Annotated in this window: 21 protein-coding genes and 1 other annotated feature; of the genes, 20 read left to right on the top strand and 1 reads right to left on the bottom strand. The window is 48.2% G+C overall.

Annotation, left to right across the window (positions count from 1 at the left end; genetic code table 11):
- Positions 1-1488: a glucose-specific PTS transporter subunit IIBC gene (ptsG, locus tag NYE37_RS00740; RefSeq protein ID WP_255347210.1), complete on the top strand. Its 1488-nt coding sequence runs from the start codon at positions 1-3 to the stop codon at positions 1486-1488.
- A gap of 266 nt (positions 1489-1754) precedes the next feature.
- Here the strand turns inward: ptsG and NYE37_RS00735 are convergent, their stop codons facing one another.
- Complete coding sequence (locus NYE37_RS00735) at positions 1755-2027, bottom strand: AbrB/MazE/SpoVT family DNA-binding domain-containing protein (RefSeq protein ID WP_037997937.1); 273 nt, start codon at positions 2025-2027, stop codon at positions 1755-1757.
- Positions 2028-2379: 352 nt separating this feature from the next.
- Between NYE37_RS00735 and NYE37_RS00730 the strand changes: the two genes are divergently transcribed.
- From NYE37_RS00730 to NYE37_RS00640, 19 genes are all read left to right on the top strand, one after another.
- The gene (locus NYE37_RS00730; protein WP_037997939.1) at positions 2380-3333 is read left to right on the top strand and encodes a DNA double-strand break repair nuclease NurA; all 954 of its coding nucleotides are present in this window, start codon (positions 2380-2382) and stop codon (positions 3331-3333) included.
- Positions 3334-3360: 27 nt separating this feature from the next.
- Positions 3361-5217 (top strand): ATP-binding protein, encoded by a 1857-nt coding sequence (locus NYE37_RS00725; RefSeq protein ID WP_049720798.1) that lies wholly within the window; start codon positions 3361-3363, stop codon positions 5215-5217.
- Positions 5218-5309: 92 nt separating this feature from the next.
- Positions 5310-5549, top strand: a binding site (T-box leader).
- Between the two features lie 61 nt (positions 5550-5610).
- Positions 5611-7584 carry a methionine--tRNA ligase gene (metG, locus tag NYE37_RS00720; RefSeq protein ID WP_340711715.1) on the top strand — a complete coding sequence of 658 codons (1974 nt, stop codon included), beginning with the start codon at positions 5611-5613 and terminating at the stop codon, positions 7582-7584.
- Positions 7585-7624: 40 nt separating this feature from the next.
- The gene (gene lepB, locus NYE37_RS00715) at positions 7625-8170 is read left to right on the top strand and encodes a signal peptidase I (RefSeq protein ID WP_037997947.1); all 546 of its coding nucleotides are present in this window, start codon (positions 7625-7627) and stop codon (positions 8168-8170) included.
- A 21-nt stretch (positions 8171-8191) separates the two neighbouring features.
- Positions 8192-8971 carry a TatD family hydrolase gene (locus NYE37_RS00710; RefSeq protein WP_037997950.1) on the top strand — a complete coding sequence of 260 codons (780 nt, stop codon included), beginning with the start codon at positions 8192-8194 and terminating at the stop codon, positions 8969-8971.
- Positions 8972-9054: 83 nt separating this feature from the next.
- Positions 9055-9615, top strand: coding sequence for a ribonuclease M5 (gene rnmV / locus NYE37_RS00705; RefSeq protein WP_037997954.1), 561 nt, complete (start codon positions 9055-9057; stop codon positions 9613-9615).
- Positions 9612-10490 carry a 16S rRNA (adenine(1518)-N(6)/adenine(1519)-N(6))-dimethyltransferase RsmA gene (gene rsmA, locus NYE37_RS00700; RefSeq protein ID WP_037997957.1) on the top strand — a complete coding sequence of 293 codons (879 nt, stop codon included), beginning with the start codon at positions 9612-9614 and terminating at the stop codon, positions 10488-10490. The genes rnmV and rsmA overlap by 4 nt, the downstream gene beginning before the upstream one ends.
- Positions 10491-10539: 49 nt before the next feature.
- Positions 10540-11013, top strand: coding sequence for a ribonuclease H-like YkuK family protein (locus tag NYE37_RS00695; RefSeq protein WP_037997960.1), 474 nt, complete (start codon positions 10540-10542; stop codon positions 11011-11013).
- Positions 11014-11135: 122 nt separating this feature from the next.
- On the top strand, positions 11136-11417 hold the full coding sequence (locus tag NYE37_RS00690; RefSeq protein WP_037997964.1) for a Veg family protein: 282 nt from the start codon (positions 11136-11138) through the stop codon (positions 11415-11417).
- Between the two features lie 137 nt (positions 11418-11554).
- Positions 11555-11737 (top strand): small, acid-soluble spore protein, alpha/beta type, encoded by a 183-nt coding sequence (locus tag NYE37_RS00685; RefSeq protein ID WP_037997967.1) that lies wholly within the window; start codon positions 11555-11557, stop codon positions 11735-11737.
- A gap of 172 nt (positions 11738-11909) precedes the next feature.
- The gene (gene ispE, locus NYE37_RS00680) at positions 11910-12803 is read left to right on the top strand and encodes a 4-(cytidine 5'-diphospho)-2-C-methyl-D-erythritol kinase (protein WP_049720799.1); all 894 of its coding nucleotides are present in this window, start codon (positions 11910-11912) and stop codon (positions 12801-12803) included.
- 41 nt (positions 12804-12844) lie between these two features.
- Complete coding sequence (gene purR / locus NYE37_RS00675; RefSeq protein ID WP_037997971.1) at positions 12845-13675, top strand: pur operon repressor; 831 nt, start codon at positions 12845-12847, stop codon at positions 13673-13675.
- A gap of 5 nt (positions 13676-13680) precedes the next feature.
- Positions 13681-14058, top strand: coding sequence for a RidA family protein (locus tag NYE37_RS00670; protein ID WP_276319281.1), 378 nt, complete (start codon positions 13681-13683; stop codon positions 14056-14058).
- 110 nt (positions 14059-14168) lie between these two features.
- Positions 14169-14471: a septation regulator SpoVG gene (spoVG, locus tag NYE37_RS00665; RefSeq protein WP_037997974.1), complete on the top strand. Its 303-nt coding sequence runs from the start codon at positions 14169-14171 to the stop codon at positions 14469-14471.
- Positions 14472-14650: 179 nt separating this feature from the next.
- On the top strand, positions 14651-16036 hold the full coding sequence (gene glmU, locus NYE37_RS00660) for a bifunctional UDP-N-acetylglucosamine diphosphorylase/glucosamine-1-phosphate N-acetyltransferase GlmU (protein WP_340711714.1): 1386 nt from the start codon (positions 14651-14653) through the stop codon (positions 16034-16036).
- Positions 16037-16059: 23 nt separating this feature from the next.
- Complete coding sequence (locus NYE37_RS00655; RefSeq protein WP_037997977.1) at positions 16060-17007, top strand: ribose-phosphate diphosphokinase; 948 nt, start codon at positions 16060-16062, stop codon at positions 17005-17007.
- A gap of 118 nt (positions 17008-17125) precedes the next feature.
- Positions 17126-17728 carry a 50S ribosomal protein L25/general stress protein Ctc gene (locus NYE37_RS00650; RefSeq protein WP_049720801.1) on the top strand — a complete coding sequence of 201 codons (603 nt, stop codon included), beginning with the start codon at positions 17126-17128 and terminating at the stop codon, positions 17726-17728.
- Between the two features lie 97 nt (positions 17729-17825).
- Positions 17826-18392: an aminoacyl-tRNA hydrolase gene (pth, locus tag NYE37_RS00645; protein ID WP_037997980.1), complete on the top strand. Its 567-nt coding sequence runs from the start codon at positions 17826-17828 to the stop codon at positions 18390-18392.
- A gap of 100 nt (positions 18393-18492) precedes the next feature.
- Positions 18493-18723: an anti-sigma-F factor Fin family protein gene (locus tag NYE37_RS00640; RefSeq protein ID WP_037997983.1), complete on the top strand. Its 231-nt coding sequence runs from the start codon at positions 18493-18495 to the stop codon at positions 18721-18723.
- The last annotated feature ends 49 nt before the right edge of the window (positions 18724-18772 follow it).

Here is an 18772-nt window from a genome sequence, read left to right as displayed (position 1 = left end):
TTGAAGAAAAAAGGCGCGCTTCTCGGGGCTTTACAGCGAATCGGGAAGTCATTCATGTTGCCGATCGCCGTTCTTCCGGCCGCCGGGATTTTGATGGGTTTCGGCGCGTTATTAACGAACCAGGAATATTTTGCGGAAGGATCGGTTCCGTATTTTATCGGCGAAGTCTTTAATGCCGGGGGCAGTGCCATTTTTGACAATCTCGCCCTGTTGTTTGCCATCGGGGTGGCCCTCGGACTGACGGGGAATGCCGGTGCATCCGCGTTGGCGGCAGTTGTCGGCTATTTTCTGATGAGCAAAGTAGTTTCCCTCGGCAGCACCGAATCGATGGAATTAAACACGGGAGTGCTGGGCGGAATCATCGCCGGGGCCATTGCGGCTTATATGTACAATCGCTATCACGATATAAAACTGCCGGACTGGCTGCAATTCTTTGGCGGCAAGCGTTTTGTCCCCATTGTCACTTCCTTGGTCATGGTTTTGGTCGGTCTCATCTTTCTGGTGGTTTGGCCGCCGGTTCAACAGGCGATCAATGCCGGCGGAAATTGGATTATCGGGCAAGGAGCCATCGGGCTTTTCTTGTACGGGGTGTTTAACCGTCTGCTGATTCCTTTCGGACTGCATCATATTTTAAATACATTGGTCTGGTTTAACATTGGTGAATACACGACCGAAGCCGGCAATGTGGTTACCGGGGACATCCCCCGTTTCTTTGCTCAAGATCCGTCTGCCGGAATCTTTATGACCGGATTTTATCCCATTTTGATGTTTGCGCTGCCGGCGGCATGTTTTGCCATGCTGCATGAAGTAAAGCCGGAACGTCGCAAACTGGTTTCGGGGATTTTGATCAGTGCGGCGCTGACGGCATTGATCACCGGAATCACCGAACCCATTGAGTTCTCATTTATGTTTGTCGCACCTTTTCTTTATGTCATTCATGCCATTCTTACCGGAACTTCCATGGCAGTGGTTTACCTGCTTGGAATCCGCCACGGATTTTCCTTTTCAGCCGGGGGCATTGACTTTTTCCTGAATATGCATCTGGCAACCAAACCGTGGCTGTTGGCATTGGTCGGGATCATTTATGCGGTGATTTATTATGTGGTATTCCGGTTGTTAATCCGTTGGATGAATTTGAAAACGCCGGGACGTGAAGATGAAACGGAAGACGGCGCGGAGAAACAAAAACAGGCCCGATCCGATGAAGACGAATTAGCCAGGAAGGTTTTGGCAGCCATCGGTGGAAAAGAGAATATCGACCAATTGGATGCTTGTATCACCCGGTTAAGGATGACGGTGAAAGATGAAGACAAACTGGATGAGGAACAATTGAAAAAACTGGGGGCTTCCGGAGTGATCAAAGTAGGTTCCGGGAACTTCCAAGCCGTTTTCGGTACCAAATCCGAACAATTGAAGGACCGGATCTTACAATGGATTCAAGCCGAAGAGCAGCAAGAAACCGGGGAAAAACCGGAGGAAAAGCAATAACCGGCATAAAAAAAGCGAGGTTCAACTGATGAGCCTCGCTTTATCTTGAGCGTGCAGAAGAGTTTCATGCGAAATGAATTGTGACATGCAATTGGCAAACTTTTGGAACAACAAAGAAATCATTTCCGTAACCCTGTATTTTTTATATGTATGTGGTCGGATGATGATTGCTAAAATGAAACAAAAAAGTGAAATTCTATCCTTCAAGCGGGAAAGCACGTGAGTCGAGAGGGAAGGAAATGATTTTGTTTATAACAAATTTTTCCTTAGTCTGCGTAGACTTTTTCACCATGGATCATTTGATACATCTCTTCGATACATTTTTTGCTGACAACTTTATTTTTATAGCGAACGGTGTCTTCCACTTCGCCACTGAAAATGCAAGCGGGTTCATATTTTTTCAGAACAATCCGTTCACCGTCAACATAAATTTCCAGGGCGTCTTTTTCGCCAATTCCCAGTGTTCGACGTAATTCGATAGGTATAACAACACGGCCAAGTTCGTCTACCTTACGTACAATGCCCGTAGATTTTAACATTTTCCGAATCTCCTCTCAACGAAATCTGGTTTTGGGAAATTTTTCTCTTTGAATTGACGTCAAATTTCGACATCGACGTTAAGTTCATCATACCAACGATTCCCATAACAGTCAATATAACTAGAGGATTTTTATAGAAAATTCCTTAATAATATTAAGGATAAAATATATTTAGATAGAAAAAAGTTTAACATCTATCAATAAATATTTATTTTGTTAATATCGCGCCGATTTATGATAAGTCTTGTTGTTTTCTAAGATTTCTACAAAAATAGATGATAGAAATGACAGCTTGGCGATAACCAGCAACCGCCGGAAGATTGGCGGCCAACCCATATAAGGAGGGGTGGGATTGTTACCCGTATCCGTTGAACTGAAGAGGAAATTGGAATGGTTGAATGATTCATTGAAACAAGCTTTTCCTTTGCAATCCCTCGATAAATCCGCCATACGGAAACGTTTGAAAGAAGCAGGCGCTTTTTATTCCATTGAAAAATGGAGCGGCGAAGAGATCAAAGATTTTCTCCAAGAACGGTTTCTGGTCGGTGTCGATGGTTCGGTAAACTCCACCAAAGGCTCGCAAACCCGCACCTTGTCCGTTTTCCAGGCATTGGCCAAAGCCACCAACGGGAAAGAAAAGTGGGCAGCGGATGTGTATACGCCGCTTTTAAAAGGAGATGAAACCAAAGAGGGCAATGCGGCCAGCGAAGCCCGCAAAAGAGGAGATCTGTTGTCCCGTCTCGAAATGCAGGTCACGATGGAGGCGATGGAAGACTGGGCTCCACGGGTCGTGATGTTGGACGGTTCTTTGCTGCACTTCTATATATCGGATGCAAAAAGCTGGGAACAAGTGGCGCAAATGGCGGAAAGCCAAAATTCGCTTCTGGTTGGGGTTTCAGAGGAAATTGAGACTCGGACCTTGGTTCATGCCTTTTTCCCCGAGTATCCGGCATTGACCGACCGTGATTTGTTGTACGGGGTCCTGCAAGAAGGGGAAGCGTTTGAATGGGAAGCGTGGAGCCCGTCGGGAAGCCGCATGTGGAAAATGGCTTTTCGGACTTCCAAAAGCCCGCAACCGATTGGACTGGACGGATTGAAGTCCCAGTGGGAAGACCGGTGGAACCTGGCAAGGTTGGTTTACAGCTTGACGCCGGAGCAGGGACGGGGCATCCCTTACTGGCTGGACATTGTGGACAATCAGGTGAGGGTTACCGACCCGTTGGTGGAAACCATGGTGGAACAGTACATTGATCCTGAACTGCGTTACCGGCTGTTGCAAAGCAAAAGAAAAGAACGGATGATTTAGAATCCGATGGAACAGGAGAGATCGATCATGCAAGTGGTAGGTGTCACCACTCAACAGGAAGTTTATGTTGTCTCCCGGGAGCGGAAGTTCCGCATCAACGAAATTCTGGTCATTGAAGACCCTGCATTGAACCATCCGCAGGGAGAAGTGGTGGAAACCATGTCGTACAACCGCCTGATTCCGATGGGGCTGGATAAATCGTTGGTGGACGGGCAAGTGATTGATACATTGGAACAAATCGGCTATGACATTGAATCGGATGAAATCAATCTGGCGAAGCTGCGTCTGTATGAGGAAGCCCCGCATCCGGTGCGGACCGGGTGTCCCGTCCGTTTGCCTTCATTTGAAGAAGTGCGCCATCTCCTTGTCAAAACGTCCCCGGATGAAGGAATGACGTTGGGGGAAATCCGGGGAACGGAATCCATGGCGGGGACGATTTCTGATGATTTAAAAGACCGGGTTGTGATGATGGAGCACGGCGAGTTGAGGCCGCAAGAAGGGGTTCCCTTCATTTTTGACATTCAATCGATGCAACAGTATCCGCATGTCGGCATCTTTGGCGGATCCGGATCGGGAAAATCATTCGGCTTGCGGGTGATGTTGGAAGAATTGATGAAACTCCGGATTCCCGCGCTTGTGTTTGATCCGCACTTTGAAATGGACTTTTCCGACCCGGCTCCCGGATTATCGAACCAGGCTCCGGATTTTCGGGATCTTTTTGTAACGGTGCAAATCGGCAAAGAAGTGGGGATTTCTTTTTCCGATTTGTCAACGCGGGATGTGGTGGAACTGTTGCGGGCCGCCGGAAGCCAGCTTTCCGATTCCATGGTGAATGTGATCCAGATGTTGCACCGGCCCCGGGACAGTTTTGAAACGTTCAGCGATCGCATCGGCAATTTGGTGCAAGCCCTCGATGAAGGGAAACAAGGTTTGGAAAGACAGTTAAGAAAGAAAGAAGATTTGACACCGATGGATGTCCAACGGATTCAGGAATTGATGCAATTGTTGCAGCAATACGGTTCTTTGCCGCCTTCTTCCGTCAAAGGAGTGGACTGGCGTCTGAAACGTCTGGACAAAGCCGGATTGTTCCAGCGGGATATCCGGTCCATTGAACAGGGACTGGAGCAAGGAAAGCTGGTGGTCGTCCAGGGGAACGCCTGGATCCTGCAAGTTTTTGCCACTTATGTCACCGGTACGCTGTACCGGAAACGCCGTGAGTATAAAGATGCGCGAATGAACGGGGAGGAAGGGCATTTCTTTCCGCCATTTGTCATCGTGACTGATGAAGCTCACAATTTTGCCCCCAAATCGCTCGATTCCCCGGCGAAGTCGATTTTAAAGGAAATCGCGCAGGAAGGGCGGAAATACGGTGTCTTTTTGTTCCTGGCAACGCAACGCCCGACATTGCTGGATGAGACCATTACCGCCCAGCTGAACACCAAATTCGTATTCCGGACCGTTCGGGCCACGGATATTGCCACTTTGCGGGAAGAAACGGATTTGACCCCGGAAGAAGGGAAGCGGCTTCCTTATTTGCGCTCGGGGGACACCTTTGTTTCGTCAGCCGCTTTTGGGCGGACGGTGTTTATCCGGATTCGTGCCGCCTACACCCAAAGTCCCCATTTGGCCAATCCGTTTGACGAGCTGAAACGGTTTTCCGCACAACAAGACCAAAAATTGCTGGATACGCTGACGGAATCTTTGCCGGTGTTTGAAACCGACCTGATGCAAGTGTTGAGCCGGGTCAATCAGGAATGCGGGCTGAATTGGGATGTGCACCGGCTGAAGCAGGAACTGGAACGTCTTTCCCAATCCGGAAAATTGACGAAACATGAAACGCCTTTTGCAGTCCGGTACGACCGCGGAGAAGGTTTGAAAGTTTAAAAAGAGAGGATCCGGTTCAAACTATGAGACAGGAACCGGAGCTTTTCAAGGTCTTTTTTGTGATGTATAATTAAATGACAAATTAAACACTTGCCGATTCGATGACGGGGATGAGTAGTGGGTGGAAGCTATGGACAGAGAGCCGGGACAGGTGAAAGCCGGCATAGCGGAAGCCGATGAAATGGCCCCCGAGTATTCTCTTTGAACCGGACCGTTGTCCCAAAGTAGGAGAGAACGTTTTCCCGCGTTACGGGAGCAGAGTGGGTGATCGCCTTTTCTTGTGCGATGAAGCCAAATTGGGTGGTACCGCGAGACCGGATCTCGTCCCAACGTGGACGGGATTTTTTATTTCCATAGAAACCAAGTCTGATTTGACGGAAAGGGGTTGCCAAGATGGGAGACAAAAAGAAAACTTTCTATATTACAACGCCGATTTATTATCCAAACAGCCATTTGCATATCGGCCATGCTTATTCAACGGTGGCCGGGGATGCCATGGCCCGGTACAAACGGTTGCGCGGTTATGATGTCATGTACCTGACCGGAACCGACGAGCACGGGCAGAAAATCCAAAAAAGTGCGGAAGCGGCCGGGAAAGACCCCCAAACTTTTGTCGACGAGATTGTTGCCGGCATCCAAAAGTTGTGGGGGGCCTTGGATATCTCATACGATGACTTCATCCGGACCACTGAACCCCGTCATAAAAAAGTGGTGCAAAAGATCTTTCAGAAACTGTTGGATCAAGGGGATATTTATCTGGGGGAATATGAAGGATGGTATTGTGTGCCCTGTGAATCTTTTTTCACCGATCGCCAGGCGGAAGGCGGAAAATGCCCGGATTGCGGCAGGGACATCCAGAAGATCAAGGAGAAAAGTTATTTTTTCCGGATGAGCAAGTATGTCGACAAACTGCTTGCCTTTTATGAAGAAAACCCGGATTTTATTCAACCGGAATCCCGGAAGAATGAAATGATCCAAAACTTTATCAAGCCCGGGTTGGAAGATCTCAGCATTTCGCGGACGACGTTTGACTGGGGAATTCCCGTCGCTAGCGATCCGGAACACGTGGTCTATGTATGGCTGGATGCACTTACCAACTATATTACGGCCATCGGTTATCTGTCTGATGATGAAGAGCAAAGAGCCCGGTTTGAAAAGTACTGGCCGGCTGATGTCCACTTGGTGGGAAAAGACATTGTCCGTTTTCACACCATTTATTGGCCGATTTTCCTGATGGCTTTGGGGCTTCCGCTGCCGAAAAAAGTGTTCGGCCACGGATTTTTCCAAGTGATGGGCGAAAAGATGTCCAAATCCAAAGGAAACGTGATCGATCCGATTCCGTTGATCGAACGCTACGGGCTGGACTCGGTGCGTTATTATTTGCTTCGCGAAGTTCCGTTTGGAGCTGACGGGGTCTTTACGCCGGAAGCCTTCGTGGAACGGGCCAATGCTGATTTGTCCAACGACTTGGGGAATTTGTTGCATCGCACCTTGGCTATGTTGAACAAGTATTTTGACGGGGTTGTGCCGGAACGGGTGGAAAACGCAACCGAACATGACCAAAAACTGGTTGAAAAAGCCCGCGAAACGGTACATAAAGTCGAAGAAGCCATGGAAGAATTGCAGTTTTCGGTTGCCCTTTCGGCCATTTGGGAGCTGGTTCGTTTCGGAAACCGTTATATTGAAGCGACCCAGCCGTGGAATCTGGCTAAAGATGAAGAAAAACGTAGCACCCTGGGTTCCGTGCTGTACCATCTGCTGGAAGAACTGAGAATGGTCAGCATTTTGATTCAGCCTTTCATGACCCAGGCGCCGGCGAAAATGTGGGAACAATTGGGGATTGAGGATGCGAACCTGACCACCTGGGACAGCTTGTACACCTTCGGGGCGTTAAAGCCGGGGACGAAAACCAAAAAAGGTCAGCCGATTTTCCCGCGTTTGGATGTAAAAAGCGAAGTGGAGGAGATCTTAAAAATGATTGGGAACACGCAACAAGTGCAACAAAAAGAGGAGAAAAAACGAGAAAAACAGAAAAAAACAGAGGGTCTGATTTCCATCGACGACTTCGCCAAAGTGGAACTTCATGTGGCGGAAGTGCTCGAAGCGGAACCGGTCGAAAAAGCAGACCGGCTGTTAAAGTTGCAACTTGATTTGGGATCGGAAAAAAGACAAGTGGTTTCGGGAATTGCCAAACACTATCAACCGGAAGAGTTAAAGGGAATGAAAGTGATTTGTGTCACCAACTTGAAGCCGGTGAAATTGCGCGGTGAATTGTCGGAAGGCATGATTTTGGCCGCCTCGGAGGGAGAACGCCTGGTGCTTGCGACCGTATCCGGGGACATTCCGAACGGCACGAGAATCAAGTAAACCGGCATGCCTTCCGCAACAGGGATAGGAGGACGATCGGATGGCGGATACAAAAAGTTCGTCCAATGAGTGGTACAAGGTGTTGGAATGGGTTGCGGCCATTGCCTTGGCCGTGATTATCGCTGCGGGCATCCGCACCTTTTTGTTTGTACCCTATGAGGTGCACGGGGCATCCATGGAACCCACCTTGCAAGGTGATGAGCTGTTGATCGTCAACAAGTTGATATACCGTGTTGACCAGCCCGATTACGGGGACATCGTGGTCTTCCATACCGATGAACAGCGGGATTTTATTAAACGGGTGATCGGCTTGCCCGGGGACCAGATTGCCATAAAGGACGGCAAGGTGTTTCGAAACGGAAAACCGTTGGAAGAACCTTATATTTATGAGCCCATGAATTTCAACATGGAAGAGGAAGTCACGGTGCCCGAAGGACATATTTATGTGCTCGGGGATAACCGAAACAACAGCAAGGACAGCCGCAGAATCGGCCCGGTGAACATCGATGCGGTGGTCGGCCGTGCCGATTTGATCATATGGCCGCTGGACCGGATGCATTTTTTGACACAGCAGAGTAAGCAGTAACCGGAAAGGGTGAGGCGTGTGATGTTGTTTGACACACATACCCATTTGAATGATCCGAAATTTGACGAAGACCGGGAACAAGTCATTGAGCGGGCAAGAGAGGAGTACGGCGTAAAATATATGTTGAATGTGGGGTATAACCGGGAAACCATCCGGCAAACCCTTCAGCTGGCGGAAACTTATTGCTTCATTTATGCTTCCGTCGGTTGGCATCCCGTCGAGGCGAAGGATTGCACCGCGGAGGATTTGGAGTGGATCAAGTCGATGACCCGGCACCCGAAAGTGGTGGCGTTGGGGGAGATCGGATTGGATTACCATTGGGACACCTCCCCCAAAGATATGCAGCAAGCGGTTTTTCGCAAACAAATCGCCATCGCCAAAGAAACGGGATTGCCTATCATTATTCACAACCGGGATGCGGATGAGGACGTGGTGCGGATCTTAAAGGAAGAACATGCCGAAGAAGTCGGAGGCGTGATGCATTGCTTCGGCGGAGACCTTTCGGTTATGGAAGCATGTCTTGACTTGAACTTCATGATCGGTTTGGGAGGACCTGTCACATTTAAAAACGGCAAGCTTCCCCAAAAAATCGCGGAACATGTTCCCTTGGACCGTCTGCTCATTGAAACCGATTGTCCTTATTTGGCTCCCCATCCCTACCGGGGAAAACGAAACGAGACCGGCTATGTCCGGCTCGTTGCCGAAAAAATCGCCGAAATCCGGGGGATGTCTTTGGAAGAGCTCGCTCAAATCACCATGCAAAACGCTTTTCGCCTTTTTGGAATTGATGAAGGAAATTAGAATAATGTTTTTGCGGGCCAATGGGAAGGTGCATTCCTCATTGGCCTTTTTTCGGAAAATGTGGAGCGAGAGGAAGAGAACGTGTGAAAGTGTATGAAGTGATTGTTGTCGAAGGAAAAAATGATACGATCGCGATCCAAAAAGCGGTCGAAGCCGATACGATTGAGACACAGGGTTCGGCATTGGAGCCGTATGTGCTGGCTGAAATCAAACGGGCCCAACAGAAACGGGGAGTCATTATCTTTACCGACCCGGATTATGCCGGCGAACAGATCCGCAAGAAAATTGCCAGGGAAGTGCCCGGGGCCAAACATGCTTTTTTATCCCCCAAAAAAGCGAAAGGAAACCGCAAAATCGGAATTGAACATGCCAAGGCGGAGGATATCATCGAAGCTTTGGCCAAAGTCCGTACGGCCCAAAAAGAGGATACGGTGCAGCCTCCGCTGACATGGGAAGAATATATGGACTTGGGATTTGCCGGTGATGCCGGTTCCCGGAAACTGCGGGAGCAGGTGGCTGAACGGCTTGGCATCGGTTACGCCAATGCCAAACAATTTTACCGGCGGTTGCATGTTTTGCGCATCACCAGGGAAGAAATTGCAGAAGCGCTGGATTATCTGAAGGAGAAAGGAAGCACACAATGAAAGAAAAGCCGATTTCAGCAAGAACGAAAAAATTGCTCAGTGAACACCAAATCCAACTGAAAAAGAGCCTGGGACAAAATTTTTTAACCGATTCCCATGTATTGGACAAGATTATCCATGCGGCTTCGCTGACCAAAAAATCCGGGGTCATTGAAATCGGACCGGGAATCGGGGCTTTGACGGAGCGTTTGGCACAGGCGGCGGGAAAAGTGGTGGCCATCGAGATCGACCAACGGTTAATCCCGATTTTGGAAGATTTGTTTCAAAATGATGACAATGTGGAAATAATAAATGCAGATGCACTGACAGTGGATTTGAAAACAGTGGTTGCAGAACATTTTCGGGATACCGGCTCCCTTCATGTGGTGGCCAACCTGCCTTATTATGTCACTTCACCGATTTTGGTCCGCTTGCTCGAAGAACGGCTGCCGCTTACAAATATTGTCATCATGATCCAAAAAGAGGTGGCGGACCGGCTGAAAGCGGCACCGGGAACCAAAGATTACAGTTCTTTGTCGGTTCTTGTGCAGTATTATGCGGAAGTCGAAGAAGTGGGGCGGGTTCCGAGCCATGTGTTTGTTCCGCGGCCGCAGGTTGATTCCAAGGTGGTTTGTTTGACGCTTAGAAAAGAGCCGAAGGTGCGGGTTCCGGATGAACAAGCCTTTTTCAAAATGGTCCGGGCCGCATTTAATCAGCGTCGGAAAACCTTGTTGAATTCGCTTCATTCTCATCTGTTGTCTTCCGTTTCAAAAGAAGAACTGGAAAAATGGATGTCTGAAGCGGGAATTGATCCGAAACGACGCGCCGAAACATTGGATTTGGAAGAATTTGCAGTCTTGGCTGAAGTGCTTGATCGGAAAAAGATATCGTTTTAACCAACGGAGTCTCGGATCAACCATATCCTGAGTCGATGGAGGTTGTTCCGTGAAATTTTATCATCCGAGAAAAGGTAGAAGAAGCCTGAATGAAATGATTATGGATATCCGGGGATATCTGCAAGAGGATCCGGATGCCCAATATAAAGTGGTGATCGGAACCGATTCGCAAACCCGGGAGAATGAAACGATCTTTGTCACGGCGCTCATCGTGCAGCGGATTGGCAAAGGGGCGATTTTCTTTTACACGAAATATCGCCATGCCGCCATTCGTGACTTGCGTTACCGGATCTACCGGGAAACGGAATACAGTTTGAAAGCCGTTGAAACGTTGAAGAAAAACGGCTTCTTTGGATTCTTTGTGGATATCCCGATGGAAATCCATCTCGATGTCGGACAACAGGGGGAAACGAGGAAGCTGATTCAAGAAGTGGTCGGATGGGTGACATCCGTTGGATATACAGCGAAAATCAAACCGGAATCTTACGCCGCCAGCGCGGTGGCCGACCGGTTTACCAAATGAGAAAAAAAGGAATAAATATGCGAAAATATTATTGACAAAAATGTTGTCCCCTTGCTATAATACAAAATTTGACTTTTCACTTCGCTTGTAGTATAATCGACTATAAGTGAGGTGGTCGTAAAATGGGCAAAAACGCTTTATCTGAAATCAAATGCACTCTGGATGGTTTTATCGGGCAAAAAATTCGCCTTAAAGCCAATAGCGGACGCCGTAAGACCATTGAGCGAACTGGCATTTTAGAAGAGACATATCCTTCTGTGTTCGTTGTCAAGCTGGATGAGGATCACGCTTTCAGCCGTGTTTCATACAGCTATGCAGATATACTGACGGAATCCGTTGAATTGACGGTTTACAGCGGGGAAAATGAACAAATACCTGTGAAATATGTAAGATCTGCGCAATAACTATGAACACATCCCAATGTGTTCTTTTTTTTCATACCTTTGTAAGCGATTACATACTTACGGGTGCTTGGTGCATAATAAGAAAGCCCTGTGTTTTGCCCTTGAACCATTTGCCCTGAACCAAAGGAGGAGATCGCTTGGCTCGTCGGCGCGGAATCATGTCTGAAAGCTTTAAGTATGAACTGGCAAAAGATCTTGGCTTTTATGATGTGGTCAAACGCGAAGGATGGGGTGGAATCACCACCCGTGATGCCGGTAATATGGTGAAAAGAGCGGTTCAGCTTGCGGAAGAGTATTTAAAACAGCAAGGTTCAAGGTGAAACCGGGGACATTCCTTTTTTAAAGAGGCTTCTCGCATCCCGAGAGCCTCTTTTTTTTGCGGGAAAATATTTGTTCCCACCTACTAGTCCGGACTCATAACGTGATAAAATAGTAAAATCATGTGCCGGAATTTGCGGATGGCGACCGTGTGAAAATTGGAGGGAATCAATCTTGTTTATATCAGTCAAAGCACCAGCTAAAATTAATTTGACATTGGATGCGCTATATAAACGTCCGGATGGTTATCATGAGTTGGAGATGGTCATGACGACCGTGGATTTGTATGACAGGGTGGATCTTTCTTTGAGACCGGACTCAAAAATCACCCTGGATTCGAGTTCCGGATTTGTCCCGAGGGATGAGAGGAACCTCGCTTACCGTGCGGCGGTATTGTTGAGGGAAAAAGCGGGGATTTCTCAAGGTGTACATATTTACATCGATAAACAGATTCCTGTTGCTGCCGGCCTGGCGGGAGGAAGCAGCGATGCTGCGGCGGTCTTGAGAGGATTGAATCAATTATGGAATTTGGGATGGAGTTTGGAGGAACTGGCTGAGATCGGGGCCGGGATTGGTTCCGATGTTCCGTTTTGCGTTTATTCCACCACCGCACTGGCAAAAGGAAGAGGGGAAAAGTTGACACCGCTTCCGGCACCGCCGCCCTGTTGGGTTGTTTTGGCCAAACCGGGACACGGTGTATCCACGGCGGATGTTTTTCAAAACCTGAAAGTGGACCAAATCGATCATCATCCGCAAACGGAAAAGATGATCGAGGCACTCAAACGGCAAGATTATGAATCTGTTGTCCGAAACCTGGAAAACGTATTGGAGCCGGTGACTCATCACATGCATCCCACTGTGAAAAAAATAAAAGAAAAAATGCAGCTCTTTGGAGCGGACGGGGTGTTGATGTCCGGAAGCGGCCCCACCGTATTCGGGCTGGTGAAGCAGGAACAAAGGGCCAAACGGATTGTAAACAGTTTAAAAGGCTTTTGCCAGCAAGTGTTTGCCGTGAGAATGTTGGGAAAAAAACAGGTTCCGCTGCTTGAAGAAAAGCGAACGAAGTGATATATTTCGGTCAATATCATTCGATTTTTCGGAGGTAGTGAATGGAAAAGTGGAAACGGAGTGCACGATTAACCGATATGATCCGCCAATTGCTGTTCAATCCATATCGATTGATTCCTCTGACCGTTTTTGCGGAGAAGTATAAAGCGGCAAAATCCTCTATCAGTGAAGATTTGGATATTATTGATGAGGTGTTGCGCTCGGAAGGAAACGGCAAATTGGAAACAGTGGCCGGTGCGGCCGGCGGTGTCCGTTATATTCCGGGTTTTGGCGTGGAACATGCCCGGAAGGTCGTGCAAGAGTTGTGCGAAAAATTATCCAGTCCCGAACGCATTTTGCCGGGCGGCTTTTTGTATCTGTCTGATCTGTTGGGCGACCCCTTTTTCCTGAATCAGATCGGGCGGATTTTTGCCACGGTGTTTCAGGAACAAAACATCGATGCCGTGTTAACCGTCGAGACCAAAGGAATCCCCATTGCTTATGCCACGGCGGCTTTGTTGGGGGTTCCGGTCACCATCGCCCGGTACGATTACCGCGTCACCGAAGGTTCCGTCGTGACCGTACACACCGTCTCGGGTTCCAGCAGACGGTTGCGCCAGTTATCCGTATCCAAGCGGAGCTTGTCTGAAGGAGCCCGTGTCCTCATTATTGACGACTTTATGAAAGCCGGGGGCACGGTCCGGGGACTGATGGATTTGTTGAATGAATTTAAAGCAGAAGTGGTCGGAGTCGGAGTGATGTTGGAACAGCCTGCTGAGAACCGGTTGGTGGATGAATATGTGTCACTGGCCAAAGTGACGGAAATTGATGTGAAAAAGAGGAAAGTTCAAGTGGAAGTTGGAAATGTTTTTGATGACAGGAAGGAGCGATGATCATGTTGAAAAAAGTGCAAACAGACAAAGCGCCTCAAGCAATCGGTCCTTATTCGCAAGCGGTGGAAACCGGGGATTGGATCTTTACGTCTGGGCAAATTCCGCTCACCCCGGACGGGAAACTCGTCGCGGGAGGAATCGAGGAACAAACCCGGCAAGTGCTGGAAAATTTAAAATCAGTTCTTGAAGCTGCCGGAAGCGGTTTGGAGCATGTGGTGAAAACCACGATCTTTCTCCGGGATATGAACCAGTTTCAAACCGTAAACGAAATTTACGGCGGGTACTTCAAAGAACACCAACCGGCACGTTCGTGTGTGGAAGTGTCCCGCCTGCCGAAAGACGTGTTGATTGAAATAGAAGTGATTGCAAAGAAAAATAGATAAAAAAGAAAATTTGGTCAATTTATCCATTCATGGAAGGATTTAATCCCGCTGCCTAGAATAGTAAAAATAAGCAAATTGAGTCATCATTGTAAAATAGGTGGTGGGATCTAGTGGAAATTACCGATATTCGACTTCGCAGGGTCAACCGTGAGGGAAGAATGCGCGCCATCGCATCCATCACGTTTGACAGTGAATTTGTGGTCCATGACATTCGTGTGATTGAGGGAAATAACGGTATGTTTGTGGCAATGCCGAGCAAACGTACTCCTGACGGGGAGTTTCGCGATATTGCCCATCCCATTTCTCCGATGAGCCGTGAGAAGATTGAATCCGCTGTGCTGGCCGAGTACCACCGTGCAGGAGAGATGGAGTCTCAAGCCGATCCGAATAAAGCGTTGCAAGTGGATGTATAAAAAATCACCCATTCCGTTTCGGGAATGGGTGATTTTTTCGTTGTCGGCAAAGGTTTTTGATTATAATGGTGATGGGCATTGTTTTTATACGATGTTCAAACAAAGGGGATTGGTTGCAATCCCATACCAATTGGGATATATTCAGGGAGGAAGTTTTGAGAAACGGGGGAACTTGGGTTATGCAACAACATGTGTATGCAGTCATTTTGGCCGCGGGAAAAGGAACCCGTATGAAATCCAAAAAACATAAAGTATTGCATCCGGTTTGTGGAAAACCTATGATTGATCACATTATCGGTCAATTGAACCGGCTGGCGATTGAAAAAACTATTTTGGTGGTGGGGCATCAAAAAGAGGCGTTGAAAGGGCACTTGAGCGGTCAAGTTGACTTTGTGGAACAAGAGGAACAACTCGGAACCGCTCATGCGGTGATGCAAGCCCGGTCCTTGTTGGAAAATGAAGAAGGGATCACGCTGGTATTAAACGGGGACCATCCTCTCTTCACAGCGGAAACCTTCCAAAAATTGATTGAGAAACATCAGGAAACCAAAGCGGCTGCCACGGTTTTGACAGCCATCATGGATGATCCTTCCGGTTACGGACGGGTGGTTCGGCGCGAGGACGGGCAGGTGGATCGCATCGTCGAACATAAAGATGCCACGGATGCCGAACGGCAAATCCGTGAAGTGAATACTGGCACTTATTGTTTTGATAATCAAAAGCTTTTTTCCGTTTTGTCGCTGGTCAATAACGATAATGCCCAAGGTGAATACTATCTTCCCGATGTATTATCCATTTTGCGCGATCAAGGGGAAACCATCGGTGCACAAGAGATCGGGGACCAAGAGGAAGCAATGGGAGTCAACGACCGGATCCAGCTTGCGGAAGCCAATCGATGGATGCAGCAGCGTTTGCTTAAAGAACACATGCGAAATGGTGTCACCATTGTCGATCCGGCAAACACCTATATTGAAGCCGATGTGAAAATCGGCGCCGATACGGTGATCGAACCGGGAACATTTTTAAGAGGGAAAACCGTGATTGGGGAAGACTGCCATATTGGCCCGCAAGCAGATCTGACCGATGTGGAGGTTGCCGATGGAACAAACATCCGTTATGCCGTCCTGGAAGACAGCAGGGTCGGGGAAGAGGCCAAAGTCGGTCCTTATGTCTTGGTGCGGCCGAAAACGGAACTCGGAAACCGGACCAAAGTCGGTTGTTTCATTGATCTGAAGAAAGCCAAAATCGGTGAAGGGACCAAGATTTCCCATCTGGCTTATGTCGGGGATGCCGAAGTCGGCAAGAAAGTGAATATCGGTTGCGGTGTGATCACCGTGAATTACGATGGTGTGAACAAGCATCAAACCGTCATTGAGGATGATGCGTTTATCGGATGCAATGTGAATCTGGTGGCACCCGTTACGGTTGAACAAGGCGCTTATGTGGCGGCCGGTTCCACCATTACCGACGATGTGCCTGAAAAAGCTTTGGCCATTGCGCGGGAGCGTCAGACAAACAAGTCCGGCTATGCGGATAAAATTAAATCAAAGCGTGTGGAGAAATGATAAAATTGGAGGAACAAATTTCTATGTCTACGGTAAGCCCTCGTCTACAAGTTTTTACGTGCAATTCCAACCCGAAACTTGCCCATGCCATTTGCGATCATTTGAATATTCCTCTCGGAAAAGCGCATGTGGGTAAATTCAGCGATGGAGAGATTCATGTAAAGCTGGATGAAAGCGTGCGCGGTTCGGATGTGTATGTGATTCAATCCACATGCAATCCGGTGAACCAGAACTTGATGGAACTGTTGGTTTTTGTGGATGCCTTGCGCCGTGCTTCGGCCGGCACCATCAATGTGGTGATTCCCTATTACGGATATGCAAGGCAGGACCGGAAAACCCGGGCACGGGATCCCATCACCGCCAAGCTGGTTGCCAATCTGATTGAGACAGCCGGTGCGGACCGGGTCATTACGATGGACTTGCATGCGACACAAATCCAAGGTTTCTTTGACATCCCTGTGGATCACCTGATGGGTGTCCCGATTTTGGCTGATTATTTTATCAAAAAAGATCTGGGGGATGTGGTGGTCGTCTCCCCCGACCACGGCGGAGTGATTCGTGCCCGTCGTCTCGCCGAACGGTTGGAATCTCCGATAGCGATCATCGACAAAAGACGTCCGGAGCCCAATGTGGCGGAAGTGATGAACATTGTCGGTGATGTCAAAGGAAAAACGGCGATCATCATTGATGATATCATTGACACGGCAGGAACCATTACCCTGGCTGCCAATGCCTTGCTTGAATACGGAGCCAAAGAAGTATACACATGTTGTACCCACCCTGTTTTCTCGGGACCGGCCATTGAACGGATTCGCGACTCCAACATCACCGAGATGGTGGTGACCGACACCATCCCTCTTTCGAAGGAAAAACAACTGGACAAGGTCACCGTTCTTTCGGTGGCGGAGTTGATCGGTGAAGCCATCCGGCGGGTTCACAATGAGCAATCGGTCAGCAAGTTGTTCGACTGAGGCGGGATCCGGCACAAAGTTTCTTTTTGTAACGGCTTTCAAAATGTGATTTTCCAAAATCAGGTTTAGATCGCGGTGAAAAAGGTTATATTCCCTCTTATAGAAGGGGGATATGGAAATGTCGAATGCCATTACAGCAGTGAAAAGAGAAAAAACCGGATCTTTAAATGCCTTGAGAAAACAAGGCCAAATTCCGGCGATTTTATATGGCAAGGGATTGGATCCGGTAAAGCTTGCGGTTGATTACAGTGAAGCACAAAAACAAGTTCAGTCGAATGGTTTTGTGGATTTAAACGTAGCAGGCAAGACGCATCGAGTAATGGTTCGAGACATCCAGAGAGACCCGATCAAATCTTCCATTTTGCACATTGACTTTCTCAAAGTGGAAATGAATGAACCTTTGCATGTCGAGGTGCCTGTTCACCTGACGGGGGAAGCGGCCGGTGTGAAAAGCGGGGGGATTTTGGAACAGCATCTCCGCTTGGTCGAAGTGAAGGCGTTGCCGTCCGACATTCCGGAATCCATTGAAGCGGATGTGTCCCATCTGCAGGTGGGGGATTCCCTGTTGTTAAAGGATATCAAGGTGCCGGACAGAGTGGAACTGCTTCATTTCGAACCGGAAACAACAGTGGCTACGGTCGTGCCTCCTGCCAAAAGTGAAGACATTGACAACGAAGAAAAAGCCGTTGATACAGATACAGATGAGGAAGAAACAGAATGAAGAAAAAGGCGCAATCCTTACCGGTTGCGCCTTTTTCATGATTCCATGATAAAATAAAAAGGATTGAGATGAGTTCAGGGAAAGTTGGAGGTACAGGATGAAGCTAATAGTCGGTTTGGGTAACCCGGGGCGACAGTATGCGCGGACACGCCATAACGTCGGTTTTTGGGTGATTGATCAACTGAGTGAACAATGGGGAATTCCCGTGGGGAAAGAAAAGTGGAAAGGCGAAGTGGGCGAAGGCTTTGTGCACGGGGAGAAAGTTATTTTATTGAAACCGATGACCTATATGAATTTGTCCGGGGAGTCGGTGAAGCCGGCATTGGACTGGTTGAAACTGGATTTGGAGGATTTGTGCGTCATCTACGACGATCTCGATTTGCCGTGCGGGCAAATCCGCTTGCGGTTAAAAGGAAGTTCAGGCGGCCACAACGGGATGAAATCCATTATCCGCCATTTGGGAACGGATCAATTTAAGCGGATCAAGATCGGCATTGACCGGCCGTCGGGAAATCTTTCGGTTCCGGATTATGTTTTGTCCCCATTTCGCCAAGAAGAACTGGAAACGGTGCTGGATGCCGTTGACCGTGCCAAAGAAGCGGTGAATGAATGGGTGAAGTCAGACTTTTTGCAAGCGATGAACCAGTTTAATGTGCGGAAATAAATGTTGCATTTGGTATGGCCATGGAAACCAAAGCGAAGTTGAATATTTTTTGTTTGAAAGACGATACTATGACTAACATAAACAGGCAGGAGGCATTTTCATGGCCATACATTATATTTGCCGACATTGTCAAAAATCGATCGGAAGAATCGATTCTTCAAGGGTAACCGAATCCCAGTTGGGGTTTGATCAGTTGACCCCGGAAGAACGGGAAGATATAATAACCAGTGATATTGAAGGAAACCAAGTGGTGAAAGTGACTTGTGAGTCATGTCAGCAGGTATTGGAAAAAGATCCGGAACGGGTTTTGTATCCTTCACTCTTTCATTAGGAATAATGGTGGATATTTTTCTGATTATAATGAAAAAACGGCCTTGGCT

The organism is Thermoactinomyces sp. FSL K6-2592 (assembly GCF_038006465.1).
Lineage (GTDB): Bacteria > Bacillota > Bacilli > Thermoactinomycetales > Thermoactinomycetaceae > Thermoactinomyces > Thermoactinomyces vulgaris.
The sequence above is the reverse complement of the archived record's forward strand: the minus strand, read 5'-3'. Positions and strand labels throughout refer to the sequence as shown.